Origin of the sequence: Corallococcus llansteffanensis (assembly GCF_003612055.1) — a bacterium.
In the GTDB taxonomy this organism is placed as follows: Bacteria; Myxococcota; Myxococcia; order Myxococcales; family Myxococcaceae; genus Corallococcus; species Corallococcus llansteffanensis.
In genome coordinates this window covers 18,085-43,042 of record NZ_RAWB01000009.1, presented here as the reverse complement: position 1 = coordinate 43,042, position 24,958 = coordinate 18,085, and the positions used below count along the sequence as shown (strand labels likewise).

The following is a 24,958-nucleotide window of genomic DNA, read 5'->3' as shown; positions in this document are numbered from 1 at the left end:
CTGGTATAACGCGGCCCCCCTGCTCTGGACTCCCCCATGATGACCCCCCGCAGTCGAGTCGAACGCGTCGCCGCGTGGATGGTGACACACCCCAAGACGCTGCTCTTCGTCTTGTTGGCCATCATCGCGGTGAGCGCCAGCGCCCTGCCGCGCCTGAAGATGCAGGCCGGCTTCGAGGCGCTGACGGACCGCACGTTGCCGGAGCAGCGGGTGCTGGACACCGTGGTTGAACGCTTCGTGGGCGACAACCTCATCGTGCTCGCCTACGAGGCGGATGACGTCTTCTCGCGGCCCGCGCTGGAGACGGTGTACGGGCTGTCGGAGGACCTGCAGGGGCTCACCATCAAGCACCCGGACGGCGCGGAGGTCCGCCCCGTCGCGCGCGTGGACAGCCTCACGCACGTGAAGGACGTGGTGGGCGCGGACCTGAGCTTCCGCGCGGAGCCGCTCGTGCCGCAGCCGGTGCCGCAGGACGCGGCGGCGCTCGCGCACATCCGTGAGCGGGCCCTCTTCAACCCGCTCATCTCCGAAGGGCTGCTGTCGCCGCAGGACCCCAAGCTGGCCATGGTCGTGGTGCGGCTCATCCCGGACCTGTCGGACGACGACAACACCGCCACCGTGGCGAAGGTGCAGGCCCTGGTGGAGAAGGCGAAGGCCACCGGCGGCGTGAAGGCCTTCTACGTGACGGGGACGCCCACCATCCTCGCGGAGCTGGGCGCGTTCATGCAGCGCGACCTGAACGTCTTCATCCCGGCGCTGATGGTCTCCATGTTCGTGCTGCTGCTCGTGTGCCTCCGCCGGCTCGCGGGCGCGGTGCTGGCGTTCGTCAACATGATGGTGGCGCTGGTGGCGGGCCTGGCCATGTTCCCGCTTTTGGGCCGCTCGATGACGAACTGGTCCGTCATCGTCGCGCCGGTGGTGCTGGTGCTGTCCACGGCGCTGCTCATCCACTTCCTGTCGGAGCTGGCGCACCACGCGAAGGAGCAGGGCGGCCGGGAGGTCGTGGAGTCCACGCTGGCGGAGCTGCTCATCCCCGCGACGATGTGTGAGTTCACCACCATCATCGGCTTCGGCTCCATCGCGGTGAGCAACATGCCGGCGCTGCGCGACTTCGGCATCACGTCCGCGCTCGCCATCGTGGCCGTCTTCCTGACCACGATGACCATGGTGACGCTGGCGGCGCTGTGGAAGCCGCCGTCCTTCTGGGTGGCGCCCGGCAGCCTGGGCGTGTCGCCCTTCTTCACGAAGTGGGTGGGCCGCTACACGGCCGCGGTGCAGCGCCGTCCGCTGCCCATCCTCATGGTCAGCATCGTCCTGCTGGTGCTGGGCGCCGCGGGCATCCCGCGCATCTACACGGACTCCAACCTCCAGGAGAACCTGGGGCACGCGACGCCGGTGCGCGCGGCCACGGAGCTGGTGGACAACCGCCTGGGCGGCGCCAGCGCGCTCGTCATCTCCCTCAAGCACGACAAGGAGGGGCACTTCCTGGAGCCGGAGGCGCTCCAGCGCGTGGAGGCGCTGGAGGAGTTCCTGCGCAAGGACCTCAACGCGAAGGTCGTCACGTCGCCCGCGGACTACATCAAGCTGATGCACCGCGGCTTCTTCGGGGATGATCCGAAGGAGTACCGGCTGCCGGAGACGCGCGAGCAGACCGCGCAGCTCTTGCTGCTCAACGGCGACGACAGCTTCGCGGAGTACCTGGACCCGTCGCGCGGCTGGGCGCGCGTGGTGGTGCGCTACAACGAGCACAGCGTCGCGAAGCAGAACGTCATCTTCGACCAGGTGGACGCGTACCTCGTGAAGCACTTCCCGGCGTCGGACGGCTACGCGGCGGTGGCCACGGGCGACAACCGGATGCTCGTGAACACCATCGACCGGCTGGTGCAGAGCCAGATGGGCAGCCTGGGGCTGGCGTTCATCCTCATCTTCGGGCCCATCTTCATCGTGCTGCGCTCGGTGCGCGCGGGCCTCTTCAGCATCCCGTCCAACATCTGGCCCGTCATCGTCATCCTGGGCGTGATGGGGTGGATCGGCGTGCCGCTCAACGAGGCCACGTCGATGATCGCCTCCATCGCGCTGGGCATCGTGGTGGACGACACCATCCACTTCCTGGAGTACTTCCGCTCGCGGCTCGCGGAGCACGACGACCGGGAGCGCGCGCTGCGCGAGACGATGCTCGTGAAGGGCGCGGGCGTGTCCATCTCCACGCTCGTCTTCACCATGGGCTTCGGCGTGCTGATGCTCTCGCAGTTCCCGCTGGTGTCCTGGTTCGGCCTGCTCACGGCGCTGGCCATCCTGCTGGGCATGGTGTCGGAGATGCTGGTGCTGCCGCCGCTGCTGGCCGCCACCCGCACGCGGCTGGGCGTTCCGGTCCGCACCCCTGCCAGCCACCCGGCGGGGGACACGGTGCCGTCGCTGCCCGGGACCGGTGCCTGAGAGCGATCCTGCCGCGGACCCTGGAATTCGCGGCCTCCTCGCGCGTCTGACGCAGCAACTCGCGGTTTCCATTCCGCAATCCGGAGGACTCACCATGGAACGGTCGCAAAACCGGGGCACGGCCACGCGCCGCCTGCTCCTTGGAAGCGCGCTGGCGCTCGTGCTGGGGACCCCGGGTATCGGGGCCGCGGCGGACAGCGCCCAGGACCTGATGCGCAAGAGCGACAAGCTGCACCGGCTCAAGTCCGAACAGCTGCACATCACGCTGTCGCTGGAGGAGCAGGGCGGCACGCCGCGCAAGCTGTCCCTGGAGTCGCTCTACCAGACGGACGCGGATGGGGCGGAGAAGCTGCGGATGCGCTTCGACGCGCCCGCGGACGTGAAGGGCACCACCCTCCTGTCGGTGGACCCGGTGGGCGAGCCGGAGGCCGAGCAGTGGCTGTACCTGCCCGCGTTCCGCAAGACGCGCCAGCTGGGCGCGTCGGACCTCAAGGACCGCTTCGTCAACTCCGACCTCTGGTACGAGGACCTGAAGCAGCGGGACGTGGATGACTTCGCGTACACGCTCACCGGCACGGAGAAGCTGGGCGGCGCGGACTGCCACGTGGTGGAGGGCAAGCCCGCGCGCGAGTCGGTGGCCAAGGACTCCCCCTACGGCAAGGTGCAGGTGTGGCTGCGCAAGGACAACCTGATGCAGGTCCGCATGCGCTACTTCGACAAGCAGCTGCAGCCGGTGAAGTCGCTGGAGGGCTCGAAGCTCACGAAGGTCAGCGACACGGCGTGGCGCACGGACGTGATGACCATCGTCGACTTGAAGCGCAAGCACCGCACGGTCGTCACGGTGGACTCGCGGCAGGTGAATCCCACGCTGCCCGCGGACACCTTCAGCCGTCACGCGCTCGCGGGGCCGTGAGCTTGGGACGCCGTCGGCTCGCGGGCGCATGGGGGGCCGTGGGAGCGCTGCTCCTCGGCCTGTGGACGCCGACCGCGCTCGCGGCGGGCTGGGCGGAGGTGACGCCCGGCCTGGACGCGGAAGCGCTGCGCTCGCGGCTGGGGCCGCCGTCGTCGCGGTGGAAGACCCGCCACGGCGAGGTGCAGCGCTTCGTGGGCAAGCGCGCCCCGGAAGGCGCCCGCTCGCTGGAGGTCACCCTGGAGGCGCAGCACGTGCGCCGCCTCCAGGTGCAGCCCGTGGGCTGGACGCAGCAGCGGCTGGAGCGCGAGTACGGGCCCGCCTGCGCCACCCCGTCGGAGCCCGCGCCCTGCTGGGTGCGCGTCAAGGGCGGCGCACTGGTGTACGCGAAGCGGGGCCTCACGGCCCGCCTCAAGGGGCGGGCCGTCCAGTCGCTCGTCTTCGTGGCGCCGCCCGCCGTGTCCGCGCCGACCGTGACGAGCGCGACGCCACCGACGCCGGAGCCCGCCGCGGCGCTGGAGCAGAAGCCCACGGTGGAGGCGTCCAGCAACACGGCTCCGCCCGAGGCCGTGTCGCCGTCCTCCGGGGAGCCCGTGGCCTCGGCCGCGGAGCCCGCACCGTCCTTGGAGGCCTCGCAGGAGCCCGCCTCCCCCGCGCTGTCCGAAGATCCGGCCTGGGGTGAGGTGTCGGGCTTCACGCCGGTGACGGAAGAGCCGTCCACGCCAACGCCGACCTCCGCCCCCACCGAGACGCTGGGGGTGAAGGGGCTGGGGTTGAGCGGCAAGCTGCGCGTGCAGAGCTTCTTCGTCCCGGTGTCGCCCGCGGAGGGCAAGACGGTGGGGCGGCAGAGCGTGGACCTGTCGCTCAAGAGCGAAGTGACCTTCGGCGCGGGCCATGCCGCGGGCACGCTGGTGGCGCGCCGCGACTTCGCGGACAGCAGCCGCGACCGCTTCGACGTGGACGAGCTGTTCGTCACCCTCAAGGGCGACCACCTGCGACTGACGGCGGGCCGCCAGTTGGTGACGTGGGGCTCCGCGACGCTGACGAACCCCACGGACGTGCTCAACCCGGTGGACTACCGCGACGTGCTGCGCACGGAGAAGCGCGGTGCCTGGATGGCGCGCGCGGGGCTGGTGCTGGAGTCGTTCCTCGCGGAGGTCTACTACCTGCCCGTGCCGGAAGCGCACCTCCTGCCGTCCTTCACCGGCGTGGCGGACGACGGCACGCTCCAGAGCAGCTCGCCGTGGGTGGTGGGCTCGGTGGGCGGAGGCCCTTCGCCCATTCCCCTGCGCTACCAGGTGCGCAGCGAGTCCATGGGGTCGCCCACCCCGAAGAACGCCCAGCTCGCAGGGCGGCTGGCCTTCTCGCTCGCGGGCACGGACGTGTCGCTGGGCCAGGCGTACCTGATTGACCACCTGCCCACGCTGACGAGCTCCGTGCAGGTCGCGGATCCGCCCACGTCCGCGGACGTCACGCTGGCGCTGTCGTACCGCCGTCAGCGCGTCACCACGCTGGACGTGGAGCGGACCTTTGGCGGCCTGCGCGTCGCGGCCGAGGCCGCCCTCATCCACACCCTGCGCACCCGTCCGGAGGAGCCGGAGGACCGCTTCCTGTCCTACGTGCTGGGCGGCGACTACCAGACGCCCGAGTTCCTCGGCGACCACCAGCTGCGCTTCTTCCTGGAGTTCGCGCAGACGCGAGGCGTGGGCGCACCGCTGCGCGACGACTTCGTGCGCCGCCTGCGCTACCCGCTGGAGCGCGCGCTGTGGGGCCGGGTGGAGTGGCAGGCCGGGCGGCGGTGGACCGCGATGCTGACGGCCGCCACCGCGCTCAACCGGTATGACGTCCTCGTGCTGCCGGAGGTGGAGTTCAGCTTCTCGGACGTGCTGCGCGCCCGCGTGGGCGGCGCCATCCTCCGGGGGGACAAGAACAGCTTCTTCGGCAGCTACCGCGACAACTCCCGCGTGGAAGGCCTGCTCGAAGCGTCCTTCTAGGCCACCGCCGGGCGCTCGCACCGCCGCGCCCGGCAGGAAGGCCGCTTTCAGCCCAGGACGGGCAGGGTGCCGTCGCGCAGGCCTTCGTTGCAGGCGCGCCGCCGCAGCTTGCCGCTGGACGTCTTGGGCATGCCGCCCGTGGGCAGGACGGCCACGGTGTGGGCCTGCACGTCGAAGTTCTCGGCGATCGCCTGACGGACGGTGTCCACCAGCGCCGCGAGCTGCTGACGCAGGGCCTCTGGCGGCAGCTCCTCCGCCTGGGTGCGCTCCAGCTCGAACGCGATGCCCAGCCGCTCCTCGCCGTTCTCCTCCATGGCGAACGCGGCGCAGCAGCCCCGGCGCACCAGCGGGTGCGCTGCTTCCACCACCTGCTCCAGGTCGGTCGGGTAGAGGTTGCGCCCGCGGATGATGATGAGCTCCTTCAGGCGCCCCAGCAGGTAGAGCTGTTCGCCGTCCAGGCACCCCATGTCGCCGGTGCGCAGGAAGGGCCCGTCACCGTTGGCGAGCCGCGCGCCGAAGGCCGCCTGCGTCTCCTCGGGGCGCTGCCAGTAGCCGTTCGCCACCTGCGCGCCCTGGACCCAGAGCTCGCCCACGGCCCGGGGCGGCAGGGGCTCCCGCGTCTCCGGATCCACGATGAGCAGCCGGTCCACCCACGAGCGCCCGTAGCCCACCACGCGCTGCGCCTGGAGCGTCCCGGCGGGGACCTCCACCAGCTTGCGCAGGCGCATCGACTCCGCGTCCACGCTGATCTCCTGGAAGGGCGTGTTGCGCAGCTGCGTGCTCACCATCAGGGTCGTCTCCGCCAGCCCGTAGCAGGTGAGGAAGGCGGTGGGCCGCAGGCCCACGGGCGCGAAGAAGGCGTTGAAGCGATCCAGCGTGTGGGGGCGGATGGGCTCCGCGCCGTTGAGCAGCATCCGCAGGTTCGACAGATCCAGCTCCGCGCGCTTCTTCTCATCCACCCGGCGCAGGCACAGCTCGAAGGCGAAGTTGGGCGCCACGGTCATCTCCGCCCGGTACTTCGTCAGCGCCTGGAGCCAGCGCATGGGCCGCTGCAGGAAGTCCAGCGGGGACATGAAGACGAAGTGCGCGTCCACCACCATGCTGTGCAGCGCGAACATCAGGCCCATGTCGTGGAACATCGGCAGCCAGCTGACGTTCACCGGCCGCCCGCTGAAGGGCGTGAAGGCCACCACCTCCAGCCGCCCGTTCGCGATGACGTTGCGGTGCGTGATGACGACGCCCTTGGGGATGCCCGTGGACCCCGACGTGTACTGGATGAACGCCGTCTCCCACGGGTCGAGCTTCGGATCCGTCCACGCGTCCTCGCTCCCCTCGGGCAGCGCGTCGATGCACACCCACGGGATGCGCCGCAGCTCCGGCGCCTCCTGGTCGATGATGGACTCCATCATCTCCCGCAGGAAGCTGGTGGTGAGGATGACGCTGGGGCTCGCGTCCTGGACGATGGCCCGGAAGCGCGGCAGCGTCTGCTGCAGGCGCATGGGGTTGGGCGGATACGTCGGCACCGCCACCAGGCCGCCGTACATGGCCCCCAGGAAGCCCGCCAGGAAGTCCAGCCCGGGCGGGAACAGCAGCAGCGCCCGGCCCCCCCGGGGGTGGGTGGGCTGCAGGGCGGCCCCCACCCGGCGACACCAGGTGTCCAGGTCCGCGGAGGTGTAGCTGCCTGCCTCCTCGCCATCCACCAGGAAGGTGAAGAGCGGGTGGTCCGGCGTCAGTGCCCGGCGATCTCGCAGCAGGGCGACAAGGTTGGGGGACTCCAGCAGAAGGGCCATGGCCCGCCAGCTTACCAAGTTGCGCGGTGAAGGCGTCCCAGCCCCCCGGTGAAACCTAGAACGGGTAGATCATCAGGACGAAGATCAGCAGGAACCCCACGTGCCAGGCGGTGACGAGGCTGACGAACCGGCCGCGCAGGTTGCCCACGAGGGCGGCCTCGCCCGAGCCCTGGACCGCCACGGCGAGCTGCTTCTTGGTGGGGTCCAACCCCAGCTTCCCGATGAGGGCCAGCACCACGGTCAGTCCAAACCCGGCCCAGAAGCGCCACGGCGCCGTGACGAAGCCCTGGGTCGTCTGCATCAGCCCCAGGCCCGTCAGGAGGGTCAGGGCGGCGGCGGGGATCATGATCTTGTCCGCCCGCGCCACCTGTTCAGGGATGAGGTCCACGTACGGCCGGCCCCGGGCGAGCGTGCGCAGGATGTCGAGAGGGGAGGTGATGGACGCACCGAGCCAAACACCCATCGCGAGCAGGTGGAGGCCCTTCAGCAGGTAGTAGATCATGGCGGATTGCCACGGTACGCGAGGCGTCCGGAGCGGGCAATGTCAAGGGTTGGGGGCCGGTAATTGTCACGGCTGGACACGGGTGCTAGAAGTCGGCTCCTGGTCCCCCGCGTTTGCTACCCGTGCCCGACATGATTCGTTCGACCTTCGTGCGCAGCGCCCTGTGTGCGCTCCTGGTGCCCACACTGTCCTGCAATCTGCTGGACGTGAATGACGACGAGGACGTGAGCGGACGTGGCGCGCGCGTCTTCGACCCGTACCAGTCGTCCGCCTCGGGTGCCATCCGCCTGAGCCTTCAGCAGTTCAACGGCTGCGCCATCCTGCCCAACGGCCTCGCGGTCTCCAAGGGCACGCTGAACCTGCCGGACTACCCGGACACCTGCCCGGACCTGGCGGCCACCGACCCCACCAGCGTCCGCAGCAAGCCCACCGGCACGCTGCGCCTGATGGCCGGCACGAAGTACTTCCTCAATCAGCTCACGCTGAGCGACATCGTGCTCAACAAGCACACCAACACGTCGGACCTCACCCAGGCCGTGCGCTGGATGAAGTACGAGTCGCGCTTCCGCAACCTGGACTGGGGAGACCTGGGCAAGGTGTCGGACACGTGGACGTTCAACACCGGCATCGAGGGCTTCTCCCAGGACGCGTGGACGCGCGAGGTCCTCTTCGACAACGCCCGCTGGCGCCGCGTGACGGACGACACCTTCACCGTGGAGATCCTCGACGCGGACGGCGTGACGCCGCGCATGACGCCGGTGGTGTACTCGCGCGGGGACTTCCTCGCGGACTCCGCCAGCGGAGGCCACACGCGCCTGGGCTGGCGCATGGAGACGGTGCAGGCGCCCCAGTTCCCGGGTGACACCGCCCCGCACCCGCTGCCGGTGCTCTTCGGCCAGCCCCCGTCGCCGCCCGCGTACCGCACCATGGTGAAGATGGACATGGTGGGCAGCACCAACCCCTTCAAGACCTTCGAAGCGCCCTTCATCCCCGGCGCCGCCATCCTGAAGGTGACGTGGAGCCAGCTGCCCAACGAGCCGTTCCTCTTCCCCATCGAGCTGGTGACCCAGGACAACCTGGCCCCCACGTGCGCGAACGCGGAGGGCCAGCCGGTGGTTTGCGGCTTCGGCGTCGACCCGCGCTTCAAGTTCAGCACGCCCGCCAACGGCAAGGGCTACTACGAGCCGGCGGAGTCGTTCCGCCTGTTCCTCGACCTGCGCGACGGCGACGGCAACCAGATGCTGCCCGCCGGCGTGCTGCCCAGCGGCAAGGACTTTCTGGCGGACAACTCCAACGGCCTGCTGTACCCCACGCAGACCAACTACTTCGCGCTGATCGAGCGCGACGCCCAGCCGGCCTACATGGTCGCCGGGCCCCTGCAGAATCTCCGGGTGCGCAGCGATCCCCAGCTCAAGGCGCCGTACTGGTCCGCGGACGCGGAGTCCATCGGCCTCGTGGATGACCTGGCCACGCTCAGCGCTTTCCCGGGCGTCTACGGCTCCACCTGGACGACGCGCTACACGGTGGATCTGCCCAAGGACGCGGAGCCGGGCACGTACGTGGCCATGGTCAAGAGCCACCGCTACTTCCTGGGCGAGCGCGTCGCGAAGATGAACGCGTACTTCTTCCAGGTGGGCCAGGCCGAGCCCACGACGTACCCGAACTCCGTCGGCAACTGCCAGCTGTGCCACCGCGGCGTGCTGTCGCTGGACAACCTGCGCCACGGCATGGGCGTGGACCACGTGGAGGCCTGCAAGACGTGCCACCAGCGCGACAGCGACTTCGTGGCGCGCATCCAGCAGGTGATCCACTCGGTGCACAACACGTCGCCGCGCTTCACGCAGAACAAGACGGACTGCACCGTGTGCCACCTGACCCGGGAGAGCGCGCTGCGCCCCAGCATCAACGTCTGCGCCTCCTGCCACCCGTCGGTGCACGGCGACGAGTACTTCTCCGAGCAGTTCAGCGCCAAGGGCGACCCCAACCGCTTTGGCAACTGCGCGCAGACGTGCCACGCGCAGTCCACGCCCCGTGGCCACATCCTCCCCGAGAACTGACCGAGACCTCCCGCCATGAACCGCTCACTGCGTCTGGTGTCCGTCCTGAGTGCGCTGGCTGTCGGAGCCGGCTGCGAATCCAACCCGTCCACGGAAGTGGTGGGCACGCCCATCGTGAACACGCCGGAGTTCCAGGATACGGACCTGGCGGTGCTCACCACGCGCGTGTCCGGCTTCGCCTGGGATCCGGAGGCGTTCTTCTTCAGCTGGATCACGAACGGGGGGCCCGCGAGCCCCATCACCCCCATCATCTCCGAGATCAACCCGCTCTTCCTGCGCTCGGTCACCCAGAACGCCCAGGTCACCATGCTGGATCCGGTGCTGGGCAAGCCGGCGGTCGCGCCCGTCGCCGCGGCGGCCAACGGCTTCTGGGTGTCGCCCTCCGTGCCCAGCCGCGCCTCGCCGCCGTTCTTCTCGCTGAACGCGGGCGGCGGTTCGCTGCCCACCACGCAGCCCCCGGGCACGCCGCCGACGCTGCCGCCCATCCCGCCCGTGGGCCGCTACCTGCCCACGGTGACGCTGCGGCCCATCGCGACGAACCACAGCATGTGCGTGCTCCAGGAGTCGCTCGCCATCGGTGACAACGGCATCCTGGACGCCGTCGCGCGCTACCTGACGGCCACGGGCACGCCCACCACGGCGCTGGACTTCGTGGACCCCACGAAGTTCCACGGCGTCAACGTCTTCTGGCTCTTCCAGCCGGGCTTCCCCATGCTGCGCGCCCCGGCGCCGGGCACCACCATCGAGGCCACCTCCGGCCAGGTGTTCAACGTCGCGTGGCAGCCGCCCGGTGCCCCCGGCCTGCCCCCGGGCCTCCAGTCGCCGCGCGGCTTCATCGTGCAGGCGGGCTCGCCCACCAGCGGCCTGGGCATCATCGTCGTCACGCAGCCCGCGTCCGGCCCCAAGGCCCCGGGCGTGCGCTTCACCGTGCGCGACGACACCACGGACGCGGCCAACCGTCGGCCGTGGAAGTTCGACCCCATCAACGCCCCCATCGTCCCGGGCGTCATCACCTTCGCGGGCCTGCAGATCCGCCCGTCGACCTTCGAGCCGCCCAACCCCTACGGCCCGGTGAACGGCGCCCACCTCTGCCTGCCGTAGCAGGGGGGCCGTTGGTGGCCTGAAGCCAGCAGCACGCCGACAAGGGCCTTTCCCCGGGAAGGTCCTGTCGTCGCCGTCACCCGGGAAGGGCTCCGGGTGGCTTCAGTCGTGCGTTCCCACGTGGAGGTCGCCGTGGCGCACGCAGACCCAGTGGAAGGCGCAGGAGCAGGCCACCGCGCGCGCGTGCGTGCAGCAGCGCCCTCCGAAGTGCTCCGGCAGCGGCTCCGGCGTGGCCAGGGGCGGCTCGGGCAGCTCGCGCGGTGCGCCCCGGCCGGAGTCCGCGGGCACGCTGCCGCAGCAGCCTCGGGTGAGGCACGCGGGACACAGGGACAGCTCGCAGTGCGCGCACCAGTCGAACACCTCTCCGGCGGTGCCACGGCGCTCACAACCTCCACAGGCGTCGAACATGGGCGGCCTCCAGGCTCACTGCGCACGAAGCTAGAGCAGGGGTCCGACATCACGGGCGGTGCGGGCAGCCTGCCGCCCCGGGCAGGGAAGCGATGGGTGGCGGACGCTCGCCTCCCGGAGCTTCCACGGGAGGACGGCAACGGCACCGCACGCCGGTCCGTGATCCCTTGCGGCCCTGGCCGCGGATTCGCATGGAACAGGGGTGGGCATGCGGTTCAGGACCCCCGGGAGGCCGTCGCCATGCGCAGACAGCGCCGCATCATCGGAGTGTTCGGCTCCGGAAAGGAGTCCCACGAGGCGTGGGTGATACCGCTGGCGCGGTGGATCGCGGAGGCCGGCTTTGATCTGCTCACCGGCGCGGGCGGCGGCGTCATGAGCGCGGCGGCGGGCGCCTTCGTCGCGGTGGAGGGACGGCGGGGCGCGGCCATCGGCATCATCCCCGGCACCGTGGGGGCGGACGGCCGCTACCAGCCCCGCCCGGGCTATCCGAACACGGACATCGAATTGCCCATCTACACGCACCTGCCGCTCAGCGGCGAGCAGGGCACGGACCCGATGAGCCGCAACCACATCAACGTGCTGACGCCCCACGCGCTGGTGGCGCTGCCGGGAGGCGCGGGCACCGCCGCGGAGGCCGCCCTGGCGCTGCGCTATGGCAAGCCCCTCATCCTGCATGGGCCCCCGGAGGCCTTCCGCCGCTTCCCCGCGGAGGCCGAGCGTACGACCTCCCTGGAGCGGGTCACCGAGTTCCTCCTGGCCGCCACGCGTTAAGGGGGGGAGGCGCCCCACGGGGTTGGAAAAGATTCTAGGATGGACACGTGGGGTCGGGCGCGCCCAGCACGGGGACGCCTCGCCGTCGCCACGTTCGCCACCATGATCAACCCCGACTATCCGCTGGCCAGCTGGTTCCTCGCGCTCTCCACGTCACTCTTCCTGGTCCTCTACGCACTGCCGTTGCTGTTCGCCCCGCTGCGCTGGGCGCGCAAGTTCGGGTGGGAGCTGCCCACGGGCAACAACGACCTGACCGTCTACTTCGCCCGCTGCCTGGGCGGACTCGCGCTGGCCGTCATCATCGCGGTGGTGCAGTTCATCCCGGACCCGAAGAGCCACCTGGTCATCTTCGAGCTCATCGGCCTCATTGGCGGGGTGATGACGGCGATCCACGTCTGGGGCGCGGTGATGAAGCAGCAGCCCTGGAGCGAGACGGCGGAGATCCCCCTCTACGGAGCGGTGTGCGTGGCGGCCCTGTGGCTGCGCTACGCCACGCTGTCCTGAGCCCAGGCCCCCGGGATGCCCTCCGAGCAGCACATCGATCCTGTCGTCGCGACGCTGGCGCCCTACATGCCGGCGGCCATCCTCGCGCGGCTGGCGCACCACGAGGCGGAGGCCCTGCCCCGGGTGGAGCCCGTGCGGGGCGCCATCCTGCTGCTGGACATCGCGGGCTTCACGCCCATCGTGGTGGGGCTGAGCGGCGCGGGCCCTCGCGGCATCGACGCGCTCCAGCGGCTGCTCACGAACTACTACACCGAGATGATCGACGTGGTGCGCGACCACGGCGGTGACATCTACCAGTTTGCCGGGGACTCCATCCTCGCGTGCTTCGAGTCCGCGCCCGGGGAGGCGGACGGCGACGTCGTGCAGCGCGCCGCGGTGTGCGCGCTGAGCGTGCAGCGGAGGCTGGCGCGCTTCGCCCGGCTGGAGCTGTTGGGCCAGCGCTTCGGCGTGTCGTCGCGCATCGGCATCGGCTTCGGCGAGTCGAACCGCATCGTGATGGGCGCCACCGGCCTGTGGATGCACCCGGCGCTCGTGGGCGAGCCGCTCGCGCAGGCGGTGGGCGCGGAGAAGCAGTCCACCGTGTCGGAGGTCGTCCTCAGCCCCCGGGCCTGGAGCGCGCTGCCGGAGTCCGCGCGCCGGGGTGAGGAGCGCGCGGGGGGCAACCACCGGCTGGCCCTGGACGCGCCGGTGGAGGCCGTCAAGCGGCCACTGCCCGCGCCCGCGGGAGGCTCGGAGCTGGTGGGGCGGTGCGCGCTCCTGCTGAACCCGGTGCTCTTCACGAAGATCACCACCGCGCACCAGGAGTTCTCCGGCGACTTCCGCGACGTCACCTGCTTCTTCGTGCGCTTCACGCACGCGCCGTCGGACGGGGACCCCACGTCGTTCACCCGCGACCTGAACGCCTACTACGAGTTCGTCCAGCGCGAGAGCGCGCACCACGGCGGCGTGCTGCTGATGACGGACTTCACGGACAAGGGCAACGTGCTCTACGTCCTGTTCGGCGCGCCCACCGCCCAGCAGAACAAGGAGGTGCTGGCGTGCCGGCTGGCCTGCAAGCTGCTCAAGGCCCGGGACGCCTTCCCCTTCCTGGACGAGCTGCAGATCGGCATCGCCACCGGCCACGCCTACTGCGGGGACATGGGCTCGCCGTGGCGCAAGGGGTACTCGGCGCTGGGCGAGGTCGTGAACATGGCCGCGCGCCTGATGACGCACGGGCGCGCCAGCGGCGTGCACCTGTGCGCCAACACGCAAGGGCGGCTGCACCAGGGCGGCTTCGCCACCGAGTTCGTGGAGGACGCGAAGCTCAAGGGCGTCTCGCGCACGGTGCCCGTCTACCGGCTGCTGGGGGAGACGCGCCGCAGCCTGTTCATCAAGGGCCAGGGCGACATCGTCGGCCGGCGCCAGGAGCTGGTGGTGCTGCGCGAGGCGCTGGACGCGTCGCTCAACGGCCGGGGCCGGGTGTGCGTGGTGTCCGGCGAGGCCGGCATCGGCAAGTCGCGGCTGGGCGCGCGCGTGCTGGACGACGCGGAGGCTGGCGGCGCGTGGGCGCTGTACGGCATCTGCTACTCCTACGAGATGTTCACCCCCTTCTTCCCCTGGAAGGAGGTGCTGCTCCAGGCTTTCGGACTGGGTGACGCGGATGATCCGCAGACGCAGCTGGGGAAGCTGAGCCACGGGCTGGACGGCCTGGAGGACGTGGGGCCGGAGTGGATCCCCGTCATCGCGAACATCCTCGGCGTGTCGATGGAGGAGACGCCCGACACGGTGGGCCAGGACGCGCGCCGCAAGCAGCAGAAGGTGTTTCAAATCGTCTTCCAGCTCCTGGAGAAGCTCAGCCGCGCGCGGCCGCTGCTGCTCTTCTTCGAGGACCTGCACTGGGCGGACAACATCTCGCTGGACCTGCTCCAGTACCTCGCGCTGCGCCTGGGCTCGCACCGGATGATGGTGCTGGCGACGATGCGCCCGGGCGACCAGCTGCGCGGCCTGCGCGACCTGCCCGAGTACTGCCCCGTGGAGCTGTCCAGCCTGGACGACGAGGACACGCGCACGCTCCTGCGCGTGCACCTGCGCCTGTCGCCGCCGGACCTCGCGCTGGAGGAGCGGCTGCTCGCGAAGGTGCAGGGCAACCCGTTCTTCATCGAATCCATCGTGGATGGCCTGACGGAGCAGGGCTACCTGGGCCCCGCGGAGCCTGGCTCGGAGCGCATGGAGCTGAAGCGCGGCCTGCAGGACCTGCTGCTGCCGGACTCCATCCAGGACGTGGTGCTGTCGCGCATCGACCTCTTGAGCGAGACGGAGAAGCTGGTGGTGAAGGTGGCGTCCGTCATCGGGCGCGTCTTCACGCTGGACGCGGTGTCGGCGCTGGTGCCGGGCTCCATCGTGGGCCCGCGCCTGCGCGAGGCCATGGACACGCTGACGCGCCTGGGCCTCATCCTCCTGGAGTCGGAAGAGCCGTACACCTGCTTGTTCAAGCACATCGTCATCCGCGACGTGGCGTACAACACGCTGCTGGTGTCGGCGAAGGAGGACCTGCACCGGCGGCTCGCGCGCTACCTGGAAGCGCGCGCGAGCGACAACCTCGCCGGCTCCGCCGGTCTGTTGGCCTTCCACTTCCTCGCCGGCAACGTGGAGGACAAGGGCCTGGAGTACACGCTGATGGCGGCCCGCAGCGCGCGGGCGCAGTACGCCAACGACGACGCGCTCTACCACTACAACCGGGGGCTGGAGCTGCTGGGCACCGTGGCCCCGTTGGATCCGGAGGCGCTGCTGCTGAAGACGCGCCGGGTGATGCAGGAGCTGGCGGAGACGCTGCTCCAGGCGGGCAACTACGCCGGCGCCATCATCATGTTCGAGCAGTGCCTGGTGGACGAGGAGGAGGTCCCCCGTCAGGCGGAGCTGCACCTGGGCCTGGGCCGCGCGCACCAGGAGAAGGGCGAGTCCAGCCGCGCCACCCACCACCTGGAGCAGTCGCTCATCCTCCGGGGCCGGAGCCTGCCGCAGAGCCTGCCCGCGCTGGCGCTGCGCACGCTGGCGAACCTGCTCCTGCGGGGGCTGGCCACGCTCCTGCCCTTCATCCTGCGGCCGCTGCCCGCGGCGCGCCTGCCGCAGTACCTGCAGCAGCTGAGCACGCTCAACTCGCTCATCCGCATCTACTACTTCGCGGACATCACCAAGCTCACCTGGGCGACGCTCGTGTCCACCAACATGGCGGAGCGCTCGCGCAGCGACTACGCCATGAGCCTGGCCAGCGGCTACTACGCCACGCTGCTGTTCGGCGCCGGGCTGCTCAAGCGCTCGCGCTACCACGGCGAGCGGGCGCTGGAGTACGCGCGGCGCTCGAAGGACCCCGTGGCGGAGGGGCTCGCGCTCAGCCGGCTGGGCATCCAGGCCTTCTTCGCCAACGAGCTGAAGCGCTCGCGCGACTTCCAGGAGCAGGCCGTGTCCACGCTGCGCGTGGTGGGCGAGCGCTGGGAGCGCCAGACGTCCCTGATGATGCAGGCGACGGGTGAGTTCCTCTGCTCGCGCTTCAAGACGGCGGAGGAGCTCTACGAGCAGATGAAGACCATTGGTGTGGAGCTCAACGCGCTGATGCACCAGGGCTGGGCGCACTCGTGGGCGCCCATGTGCCGCTACCTGCTGGGCGAAGGTGACGTGGGCGAGCTGTGCGCGGAGCTGGAGCAGGGCCTGCGCATCAGCGAGGAGGTGGCGGACCTGGCCAACCAGTGCGCCAGCCTCAACCATCTGGCCAACGTGACGGTGCGCGAGCACCAGGTGGAGGAGGCGGCGCTCGTCGCGGTGCGCTGCTTCAAGAGCATCTGGAGCTACCAGGTCCTCGTGCCCTTCCTCCAGGTGGGGTTGGTGGACGCGGCGGAGGCGGCCCTCTTCGCGCTGGAAGAGGGCGCCACGGTGGTGCCGCGCAAGAAGCTGCTCAAGGTCGTGCGGCTGGCGTGCCTCAAGGCGCGCGTGATCTCCCGGCTGTACCCCTACCTCAAGGGCCCGGCGCTGCGCGTGACGGCGCGCTCCCTGCGGCTGCGCAAGGGGGCCAAGGCCGCGGAGCCCGTGTTCCTGGAGGCCATCGCCGTGCTGGAGGCGAGCCCCAACCGCTGGGAGACGGGCGTCGCCTACTTCGACGCGGCGGTGGCGCTGCCGCACCGTCGGGAAGCCTTCCTGGCCCGCGCGCGCGAAATCTTCACGGAGGTGGGGGCCCAGGCGGAGCTGCGCCGCATCGACCGGCTCCAGGCCTCCGCGCAGGCCCTGCTGCCCGCCGCGCCTCCGCTCCTGTCGTCCCAGGCCCGGGGCGGCCAGGACGCGCGCGTGATGTGAGCGGTGCGCCCGCGAATCCGGGCGCAATCCTTGTCCCGTCGGCCCCGGCCCCTAGACTGCGGGCTCCACCTTCCGCTCCCGCACCGGGTCATGACCCCCGCTCCGCTCCGCTTCCAGGCCAGTCCCGTCATCGTCGGCTACATGCTCGTGGTGCACGCCCTGGCCGCGCTGGCCTTCGTGCTGCCCTGGCCCCCGCACGCGCTGCCCGTAGCGCTGGCGGTGTACGTGACCATCGGGCTGGGCACGACGGTGGGGCTGCACCGCCTGCTGTGTCACCGCGCCTTCTCCTGTCCCCGCTGGGTGGAGTACGCGCTGGTGACGGTGGCCATGCTGACCGCGCAGGGCAGCCCGCTGCTGTGGGCCGCCACCCACCGGCTGCACCACGCGAAGGCGGACGCGGAAGGGGACGTGCACTCGCCCGTGCGCGGCTTCTGGTACGCGCACATGGGGTGGATCCTCAACGAGGCGTCCACGGACGACGACGGCTGGCGCACCTGGTGCCGCGACATGGCGGAGGACCGCTACTACCACTGGCTCTTGCGCTTCCGCATCGTGCCGCAGGTGCTGGCGGTGCTCGTGGTGGGGCTGACGTTCGGCTGGCGCACGGTGCCCGCGTACTTCTTCCTGCCGGTGGTGTGCTGGATGCAGAGCACCTACGCGGTGAACTCGGTGTGCCACGCGAGGTTCGGCGTCCGCGTCCACGACACGCGCGACCGCAGCCGCAACGTGTGGTGGGTGGGCGTGCTGGCGCTGGGCGAGGGCTGGCACAACAACCACCACGCCTTCCCCGCGTCCGCGCGACACGGCTGGGTGTGGTGGCAGTGGGACCCGGGCTGGCTCTTCATCCGCTCGCTCCAGGCCCTGGGGCTCGCGTGGGACGTGAGGCTGCCCTCGCGGGTGCGCTGAAGCTCCGGAGCCGGCTCCGGAAGCCGGTCAGGTCACGAGCTGGGGCTTCAACCCCAGCGCCGTCATCTGCTGGACGTCCCAGTCCTCCAGCGCGTCCAGGCCCGCGATGTAGCGGCGCGCCGAGTTCTTCACCGGGTTGCGGATGCTGACGATCTCCGGGCCGGAGAAGAGGATGGTCTGCTTGTAGCGCGGCATGTCGCTCATCATCAGCTTGGACGCGTAGTGCCGCGCGATGTTGGGCAGGCTGCCCAGCGTGCGGCACAGCCGGAGGAAGTGCTCCACCACCTCGGAGCCGTGGAGCTGCTTGGGCCGGTGGCACAGCGTGTAGCCGTCGTAGTCGCGGCTGGTGGTGCCGGGCAGCAGCCGGTCCTCGGCCTGCAGCTCGCGGAAGAAGGGCGTCTCCGGGTAGGGGCAGACGATGCCCAGGAACGTGACGGAGAAGTACTTCAGGTCCGCCAGGTACTCCGGCAGCCGGTACAGGTAGTCGTTGGTGTCGCCGTCCGAGCCGACGATGAGCCCGAAGGACAAGAGGATGCCGGAGGAGAAGACGCGGCGGATGACCGCGTCCACCTCCGACAGCTTGTTCTGGCCCTTGTTCATCGCCTTGAGCGAGTCCGGGTTGAGCGACTCCAGGCCGGTGTAGACGTAGCGGCAACCCGCCTTCGCCATCAGCTTCACCAGCGACTCGTCCTTGAGCACGTTGAAGGTGAGGGCGCAGCCCCAGGTCTTCTTCAGGGGGATGAGCGCCTCGCACAGCGCGCGCAGGTACTTGGGCGACCCGCCCAGGTTGTTGTCCAGGAAGACGAACGCGTCGTCCATCAGCCCCAGGTAGTTCGGGTTCCAGCGCATGCGCGTCTGGATCTCGTCGATGACGTCGGGGATGGGGCGGAAGCGGTAGCGCTCGTTGCCGGTGAGGACGCAGAAGTTGCACGCGAAGGGGCAGCCGCGCGACGCCTCGATGCCCGGCAGCCGCACCTTGTTGTGCGTGAAGTCGATGAGCTCGTACCGGTAGGGCCGGATGGCGGCGGCGCCCAGCGAGGGGTTGCTGTAGCGCGGCTTCAGCTCGCCCTTCTCGAAGTCCGCGACGAGCGCGGGCACGTTGGACTCCGGCTCGCCGGTGATGACCGCGTCGAAGTACAGCGCCGCGTCGTCGGGGAAGTAGCCCGCATGACGCCCGCCCGCCACCGTCGTCATCCCGCGCTTGCGGAAGAGGGTGGAGAGCACCTTGGTGTGCTCGTAGTACGAGTGCAGGTACGAGAAGAAGACCAGGTCCCAGTGCCGGTCCAACGGGAGGTCCGCCTCCTTCTCGTTGAAGATCTCCACCTCCGCGTGCTCCGGGCACAGGCCGGCGATCAGCTCCGGCACGGAGGACTGCATGATGGAGGGCTCCTTGATTCGCAGCCGGGTCGGATGGGTATACGTGGCGATGATGGCGATGCGCATGCGTGCGCTCCGGGCGAAAGGCGCGGAAGGAACGGCACGCACCCGCGCGCGAGAACACCGCCGGACTGCGTCCCCCCTCCGTGGGCGTGAGAATCACCCGGAGTCCGGGCCCTGGCAACGGATTCACGCTGGGAGCGCCGCACTCCGCGTGCTTCCGGTGCCAGCGGACGACCCAGGAGGACCTATCTCGCGGGGGGGCCGCGCTGATAGATATTTGAAACATGGATGACTCCCCCAAGCCGACCTCCCGTGGTTGGTCGTTTCAGCGTTATTTCTGGATCTCCGTCGCCTGTGCCGCGCTCCTGGGCGCGCTGACCCTGCGCGTCGGCTTCATGCCGGATGACTACATCTGGCTGGGCGTCTGGGACCACGTGCCGCCGCCCGCGCCGCTGGGCAACACGCCCTTCGACGTGTACCGCACGGCGACGGGCATCCCGGAGCACACGCATGCGCTCGCCCAGGCCGGCGTCTTCCCGTGGTGGGTGGTGCCCACGGTGAAGGTCGCCTTCTTCCGGCCGCTGGGCAGCGCGCTGTACGGCCTGGATCACCTGCTCTACAACCGTCAGGCCTTCGGCTACCAGCTGCACTCGCTGCTCTGGTACGTGGGGCTCGTCATGCTCGCGGGCCTGCTGCTCAAGCGCGTGCTGCCGACCGCGGTGGGCGCGCTGGCGATGTTCCTCTTCGCCATCAACGGCTCGCACGCGGCGCTCCTGGGCTGGCTGTCCTACCGCAGCGTCATCGTGTCCATGCTCTTCGGGCTCTTGGGCTTCTGGTTCCACGTCGAGTGGCGGGAGCGAAAGCGCAAGGGCGCCCTGGCCTTCGCGCTCATCGGCTTCGCGCTGAGCCTCGCGGGCGGAGAGACGATGATGATCCTCAGCCCCTACCTGCTCGCCTACGAGGCCTTCTCCGGGCCGGGCCGTCCGGTGGACCGGCTCAAGGGGCTCCTGCCCTTCGGCGCGCTGATGGCCTGCTACTTCGCGCTGTACCGGGTGATGGGCTACGGCGCGTCCGGTTCGGACATGTACCTGGACGCGGTGGAGACGCCGGTGGCGTGGTTCCAGACGATGTTGATCCGCGTGCCGGCGGCCATCGCGGGGCTGACGCTCACCGCCCCCTCGGACATGATCATGGACCTGTCCTACGTGCCGCTGTTCACGGCGCTGGGCGCGGCGGGGGTCGTGCTGTTCGCGCTGCTCCTGTGGGGCGTGTGGCCCTCCATGGACCACGCGGAGCGGCGCACGGTGGGGTGGATGCTGACGGGCTCGTTCGTGTCCACATGGCTGGCCAGCTCCGCGTTCGCCGGGTCGCGCACGCTGATCGTGCCCAGCCTGGGCTCCGCGGTGGCCGTCGCGATGGTGCTGCGCCACGCGTGGCGGGGCCGCGCGCGCACGTTCCGGGCGGGCGCGGTGCTGGCGGGTGCGGCGGTGCTGGGCCTCTTGCACGTCGTCTCCGCCCCCTACGTGTGGTGGCAGACCATGGACGTGTACGTGCAGATCCAGGCGAGCATGGAGCGCGTGCAGCAGCGCTATGAGGAAGCGTTGGATCGCTCGGTGCTGCCCACCCAGCGGCTGGTGGTGCTCAACGCCCCCAACGGCCTCGTGGGCATCTACGGCTCCGTGCACTGGTGGTCCCTGGGCAAGCCGCTGCCGAAGGCCTGGTGGACGCTGTCCTATTCGCTGGACGAGCAGCTGGTGACGCGCACGGGCCCCAACACGCTGGAGCTGGCGCTGCCCAAGGGGAACTTCCTCACGTCGGTGGAGGAGCGCATCCACCGCGCGGCGCGCTACCCGCTCAAGACGGGGGACGAGGTGGACCTGAAGGGCTTGAAGATCCGCATCGAGGAGACCGACGCCGGGGGCCCCAAGCGCGTGTCCTACACCTTCGACGTGCCGCTGGAGGACCCCTCGCTGAAGCTCGTCGAGTGGAAGAACAAGAAGGTGGTGCCCTGGACGCCGCCCGCGCCGGGCGGACCGCCGGCGGTGGTGAACGCCCGCGTCGTCCACTAGTCCGGAAGCAACGAGGCGGGCCGCTTCCGGGAGTGCTTCCGGAAGGGGCCCGCCATCGGGTGGAGCAGCGGCGGGGGGCTTCGCTTCAGCCCACCAGCCGGACCACCACGAGCGTGATGCCGTAGACGATGACGGACACCAGCGCGGCGGCGGGGATGGTGAACACCCACGCCCAGATGATGCGTCCGGCGGTGCCCCACTTCACCGCGCGCCAGCCGCGCGTGGACCCCACGCCGACGATGGCGCCGGTGATGGTGTGGGTGGTGGAGACGGGGATGCCCAGCTCCGCCAGGGCGATGATGGTGACGCCGCCGCCGGTCTCCGCGCTGAAGCCGCCAATGGGCGCCAGCTTCGTGAGGCTGTGGCCCATGGTGCGGATGATGCGCCAGCCGCCGAAGAAGGTGCCCATCGCGATGGCGGCGTGGCAGGAGATGATCATCCACCAGTCGATGTGGAACGGCCGGTCCCGCCAGATGGTGCCGAAGAGCACCACGGCGATGATGCCCATCACCTTCTGCGCGTCGTTGGTGCCGTGGCTGAAGGAGAAGATGGCGGACGACACGAGCTGGAGCCTGCGGAACCAGGTGTCCACGCGCAGGGGCGTCTGCTTGTGCACGGCCCAGGTGCTGGCCAGCATCATGGAGATGCCCAGCACCATGCCGATGAGGGGCGACAGGACGATGAAGGACGCGATGCGCGCGATGCCCGAACCCACGAGCCCCTGAAAGCCCAGCACCGGCAGCGTGGCGCCAATCATCCCGCCCGCCAGCGCGTGCGACGACGACGAGGGCAGCCCCCACCACCAGGTGAGCAGGTTCCAGGTGATGGCCCCCATGAGGGCGGAGAAGATGACCATCAGCACCGCGGTGGGGCCGGCGGCGCGGAGCATCTCGAAGTTGATGATGCCCTTGCCCATCGTGTTGGCCACGTGGACGCCGCCCGCGAACGCCGCCACGAAGTTGAAGAACGCGGCCCAGGCCACCGCGAGGTTCGGCGACAGCACGCGCGTGGAGACCACGGTGGCGATGGAGTTCGCGGCGTCGTGGAAGCCGTTGATGAAGTCGAAGACGAGCGCGACGATGACGATGAGGATGACCGCGGCGAGCAGCATTTCAGGAGTGCTCCAGCACGACGCCTTCAATGACGTTCGCGACACCCTGGCACTTGTCGGTGGCCGTCTCGATGAGGTCGTAGATCTCCTTCCACTTGATGATGGTCAGGGTGTCCACGCCGCTCTTGAACAGGCGGCCCATGCCGGAGCGCAGCACTTCATCCGCCTGGGACTCCAGGGTCTTGATCTCCTTGCAGCCGGCGAGGATCTGCTCCGGCTTCTTGATGAGGCGCAGGGCGGCGACGACCTCCTGCACCTTCAACGTGGAGAGCACCAGCAGGCGCGCCAGCTCCGCGGCATCCGGTCGGGTGGATTCAATCTCGTAGTACAGCAGCCGCGCGGCGGCCGCGTTCGTCAGGTCCAGCACGTCGTCGATGCGCGACAGCAGTGAGTGGATCTGCGTGCGGTCGAACGGGGTGATGAACTGCTGGTGCAGGCGGTTGAAGGCCGCGTGGGTGACTTCGTCTCCGCGGTGCTCCACGTCCTTGAGCGCCTGGACGCGCCTGGGCACGTCCCGGTAGTCGCTCAGGAGCTCGTGAAGGAGGCGGGCTCCCTCGACGGTCCTGGAGCACTGCGCGTCGAAGTCGTCGAAGAACTCGTCCGACTTCGGCATCAGCTTTTCGAGCATGGCGTCTCCCTCGGCGCCTGGGGCGACAGGCGCGGTCCGCCGCGGGAGCTGGTTGCGCGAGGGTGTAACACTCCCGTGACGCGCCGTGACTACCCTACCTGGAGAGATTCGCCAGTGTTCCGTGCACAAGCGCACGGATTCCAGGGGGTTGGCCGCGTCGCGGGGGGGCGGGTCAGACGACGCGGTTGCGCAGCTCCTCGAAGAACCCGACCCACAGCTGCCACATCTCCTCGGCACCCCGGGTGATGGTGGCCAGCTCCGCGTCGGTGTACTCCAGGCCCACGGTGTGGCCGGCGGTCTCCACGTGATCCGGCTCCTGCTTCACGTGGATGTCCACCCACGGCAGGGACTTGAGCCCGGTGGTGCGGCGCACCAGCTTGCCCAGTTTGGCCACCATGGTGAGGTCCGCCACCTCCGTGCCGTAGAGGAAGCCCAGGCCGGTGAGGTGGCTGTCCGTGGAGCGCTGGTAGCCGTCGATGAGGCGGCGGGTCGCGGGCGTCATCTGCGCCTCGGACACGCCGGCCTTGGTGAAGCCCGCGTCCGTCATCGTCTGGATGAAGAAGCGCTCGTGCGCGCGCGCGGGATCTCCCTCACCGACCTCCTGGTTGAGGATGTGCGTCACCGCCGTCTTCATCTCCATCTGCGGGCAGATGGCGATGAGCTTGCCCAGGAAGCTGGGGAAGTAATGCAGCGGGTGCCACCACTGGCCGAGGACCATCTCCGCCTGCTCGCGGCTGAAGGCCTTCTCGTCCACCACTTCAAAGAACCGGTGCTTGATGAGCTGCTCCCGGTGGGGATTCTTCGCGAGCGCCGCTTCGATGGTCTGGTTCCGCATGACGCCTCCAGGGCCTTGGCCCAAAGGTCTGAGGCGACCGTTTATCACAAAGCAGGACTGTGATTCTTGGAAGAATGGAAAGACAAGTTCAGTGTGTCTATCATGTTTACCGCCTCGGTGGAACCGTCGCGAAGAAAAGGGCGACCTGCACGAAGCCCCAAGGCTGCAAGGCACAGGCAGGCGGCGCGGCCCGTGTCCCCACGGGTGTCCCTGAAAAGCGGGCCTTGATCCGAAGACTCCAGGAAGGGGAAGGGGCGGGGGCCTGTTCCAGGTGGGGCTTCACGACTTACAGTCGGAAAGTCAGCAAATCCTCCCTGGTCCCTCTTGTCGTGGAAGGCGAATGACCCTGTTCCGGCACCCTGAAGATCGCATCCCGGTCCTGATGTTCGCGGGCGTGTTCGCGCTCGATGTGACGGTGTTCCTGACGGCGCGGAGCTGGTGGGTGCCCGTGCTGTGGTTCGCGCTGGGCATCATCCCCAAGGGGTGGATCAGCGCGTGGAACCACCACCACCAGCACCTGACGATGTTCCGGCACGCGCTGCCCAACCGGTTGCTGGAGATCATCTTCGGATTCCAGACGGGCGTGACGTCCCAGGCGTGGTTCCTCCACCACGTCGTGGGCCACCACCGCAACTACCTGGACCAGACGAAGGACGAGTCGCGCTGGAAGCGGGATGACGGCACGACGATGGGGGAGCTGGAGTACTCGCTGCGCACCATGCTCACCGCGTATCCGCGCGCCGTGGAGGTGGGCCGCAAGCAGCACCCGAAGTCGCTGCGCCTGTTCATCGTGATGGCGGCGCTCCAGGTCGTGCTGCTGGCGGGGCTGTTCTGGGTGAACCCCTACAACGCGCTGTTCGTCTTCCTGCTGCCGATGGTGGCGTCGCTCTTCGTCACCGTGTGGGCGACCTTCTTCCACCACGTGGACCTGAACACCGAACAGCACGCGGAGGCGTCGTACAACATCCTCCACCGCGGCTACAATTTGATGACCGGCAACCTGGGCTACCACACCGCGCATCACACGCGGCACGGGCTGCACTGGTCGAAGCTGCCGGAGTTCCACGCGCAGCTCGCCCGCGACATCCCGGCCCACCTCTACCGGCAGCCGGGCATCCCGTTCGTCTGGCGGGGCTCCGAGGAGAAGCTGGTGCTGAGCGAGCACGAGCTGCGGACGCTCGCCGGCGCTCCGGTGCCCGACGAGACGCTGGCCGCCTGAAGCGGCCTGCCGGG

Annotated in this window: 18 protein-coding genes; 11 read left to right on the top strand and 7 right to left on the bottom strand. The window is 69.7% G+C overall.

Annotated elements, in window-relative coordinates; translation table 11 throughout:
- Nucleotides 1-36 precede the first annotated feature (36 nt).
- The 3 genes from D7V93_RS01830 (at nucleotide 37) to D7V93_RS01820 (ending at nucleotide 5,340) form a co-directional block, all read left to right on the top strand.
- Nucleotides 37-2,436, top strand: coding sequence for an efflux RND transporter permease subunit (locus D7V93_RS01830; protein WP_147451004.1), 2,400 nt, complete (start codon nucleotides 37-39; stop codon nucleotides 2,434-2,436).
- 94 nt (nucleotides 2,437-2,530) lie between these two features.
- The gene (locus D7V93_RS01825; protein WP_120641686.1) at nucleotides 2,531-3,349 is read left to right on the top strand and encodes an outer membrane lipoprotein-sorting protein; all 819 of its coding nucleotides are present in this window, start codon (nucleotides 2,531-2,533) and stop codon (nucleotides 3,347-3,349) included.
- Between the two features lie 38 nt (nucleotides 3,350-3,387).
- Nucleotides 3,388-5,340, top strand: a complete 1,953-nt coding sequence (locus D7V93_RS01820) for a DUF1302 domain-containing protein (protein WP_120641685.1) — start codon at nucleotides 3,388-3,390, stop codon at nucleotides 5,338-5,340.
- 47 nt (nucleotides 5,341-5,387) lie between these two features.
- Here D7V93_RS01820 and D7V93_RS01815 read toward each other — a convergent pair whose 3' ends face one another.
- The gene (locus tag D7V93_RS01815; RefSeq protein ID WP_120641684.1) at nucleotides 5,388-7,130 is read right to left on the bottom strand and encodes a fatty acyl-AMP ligase; all 1,743 of its coding nucleotides are present in this window, start codon (nucleotides 7,128-7,130) and stop codon (nucleotides 5,388-5,390) included.
- Nucleotides 7,131-7,185: 55 nt separating this feature from the next.
- A complete protein-coding gene (locus D7V93_RS01810) occupies nucleotides 7,186-7,632 on the bottom strand; it encodes a hypothetical protein (RefSeq protein WP_120641683.1) in 447 nt (148 codons plus the stop codon).
- A gap of 131 nt (nucleotides 7,633-7,763) precedes the next feature.
- On the opposite strand from D7V93_RS01810, the gene D7V93_RS01805 reads away from it, so the two are divergent.
- Together D7V93_RS01805 and D7V93_RS01800 are read left to right on the top strand one after the other, a co-directional pair.
- A complete protein-coding gene (locus D7V93_RS01805; RefSeq protein WP_120641694.1) occupies nucleotides 7,764-9,689 on the top strand; it encodes a cytochrome c3 family protein in 1,926 nt (641 codons plus the stop codon).
- 15 nt (nucleotides 9,690-9,704) lie between these two features.
- Complete coding sequence (locus D7V93_RS01800) at nucleotides 9,705-10,790, top strand: hypothetical protein (protein ID WP_120641682.1); 1,086 nt, start codon at nucleotides 9,705-9,707, stop codon at nucleotides 10,788-10,790.
- A 102-nt stretch (nucleotides 10,791-10,892) separates the two neighbouring features.
- Here the strand turns inward: D7V93_RS01800 and D7V93_RS01795 are convergent, their stop codons facing one another.
- Nucleotides 10,893-11,198: a hypothetical protein gene (locus D7V93_RS01795; protein WP_120641681.1), complete on the bottom strand. Its 306-nt coding sequence runs from the start codon at nucleotides 11,196-11,198 to the stop codon at nucleotides 10,893-10,895.
- 240 nt (nucleotides 11,199-11,438) lie between these two features.
- Here D7V93_RS01795 and D7V93_RS01790 point away from each other — a divergent pair, with 240 nt between their 5' ends.
- The 4 genes from D7V93_RS01790 to D7V93_RS01775 all read left to right on the top strand — a co-directional run bounded on the left by D7V93_RS01790 (nucleotide 11,439) and on the right by D7V93_RS01775 (nucleotide 17,702).
- The gene (locus tag D7V93_RS01790) at nucleotides 11,439-11,969 is read left to right on the top strand and encodes an SLOG cluster 4 domain-containing protein (RefSeq protein WP_120641680.1); all 531 of its coding nucleotides are present in this window, start codon (nucleotides 11,439-11,441) and stop codon (nucleotides 11,967-11,969) included.
- Between the two features lie 39 nt (nucleotides 11,970-12,008).
- Nucleotides 12,009-12,473 carry a hypothetical protein gene (locus tag D7V93_RS01785; RefSeq protein WP_341870903.1) on the top strand — a complete coding sequence of 155 codons (465 nt, stop codon included), beginning with the start codon at nucleotides 12,009-12,011 and terminating at the stop codon, nucleotides 12,471-12,473.
- A 15-nt stretch (nucleotides 12,474-12,488) separates the two neighbouring features.
- Nucleotides 12,489-16,796, top strand: a complete 4,308-nt coding sequence (locus D7V93_RS01780) for an AAA family ATPase (RefSeq protein WP_120641679.1) — start codon at nucleotides 12,489-12,491, stop codon at nucleotides 16,794-16,796.
- A 90-nt stretch (nucleotides 16,797-16,886) separates the two neighbouring features.
- Complete coding sequence (locus D7V93_RS01775; RefSeq protein WP_120641678.1) at nucleotides 16,887-17,702, top strand: acyl-CoA desaturase; 816 nt, start codon at nucleotides 16,887-16,889, stop codon at nucleotides 17,700-17,702.
- A gap of 27 nt (nucleotides 17,703-17,729) precedes the next feature.
- Here D7V93_RS01775 and D7V93_RS01770 read toward each other — a convergent pair whose 3' ends face one another.
- On the bottom strand, nucleotides 17,730-19,145 hold the full coding sequence (locus tag D7V93_RS01770; protein ID WP_120641677.1) for a B12-binding domain-containing radical SAM protein: 1,416 nt from the start codon (nucleotides 19,143-19,145) through the stop codon (nucleotides 17,730-17,732).
- A gap of 221 nt (nucleotides 19,146-19,366) precedes the next feature.
- Between D7V93_RS01770 and D7V93_RS01765 the strand changes: the two genes are divergently transcribed.
- The gene (locus tag D7V93_RS01765) at nucleotides 19,367-21,151 is read left to right on the top strand and encodes a hypothetical protein (RefSeq protein ID WP_120641676.1); all 1,785 of its coding nucleotides are present in this window, start codon (nucleotides 19,367-19,369) and stop codon (nucleotides 21,149-21,151) included.
- An 85-nt stretch (nucleotides 21,152-21,236) separates the two neighbouring features.
- On the opposite strand, the gene D7V93_RS01760 is transcribed toward D7V93_RS01765, so the two are convergent.
- The 3 genes from D7V93_RS01760 to D7V93_RS01750 form a co-directional block, all read right to left on the bottom strand.
- Nucleotides 21,237-22,262, bottom strand: coding sequence for an inorganic phosphate transporter (locus D7V93_RS01760; protein ID WP_120641675.1), 1,026 nt, complete (start codon nucleotides 22,260-22,262; stop codon nucleotides 21,237-21,239).
- A gap of 1 nt (nucleotide 22,263) precedes the next feature.
- A complete protein-coding gene (locus D7V93_RS01755) occupies nucleotides 22,264-22,890 on the bottom strand; it encodes a DUF47 domain-containing protein (RefSeq protein WP_120641674.1) in 627 nt (208 codons plus the stop codon).
- Nucleotides 22,891-23,062: 172 nt separating this feature from the next.
- Nucleotides 23,063-23,725, bottom strand: coding sequence for an iron-containing redox enzyme family protein (locus tag D7V93_RS01750; protein ID WP_120641673.1), 663 nt, complete (start codon nucleotides 23,723-23,725; stop codon nucleotides 23,063-23,065).
- Nucleotides 23,726-24,065: 340 nt separating this feature from the next.
- Here D7V93_RS01750 and D7V93_RS01745 point away from each other — a divergent pair, with 340 nt between their 5' ends.
- Complete coding sequence (locus tag D7V93_RS01745) at nucleotides 24,066-24,944, top strand: fatty acid desaturase family protein (RefSeq protein ID WP_120641672.1); 879 nt, start codon at nucleotides 24,066-24,068, stop codon at nucleotides 24,942-24,944.
- Nucleotides 24,945-24,958 lie beyond the last annotated feature (14 nt).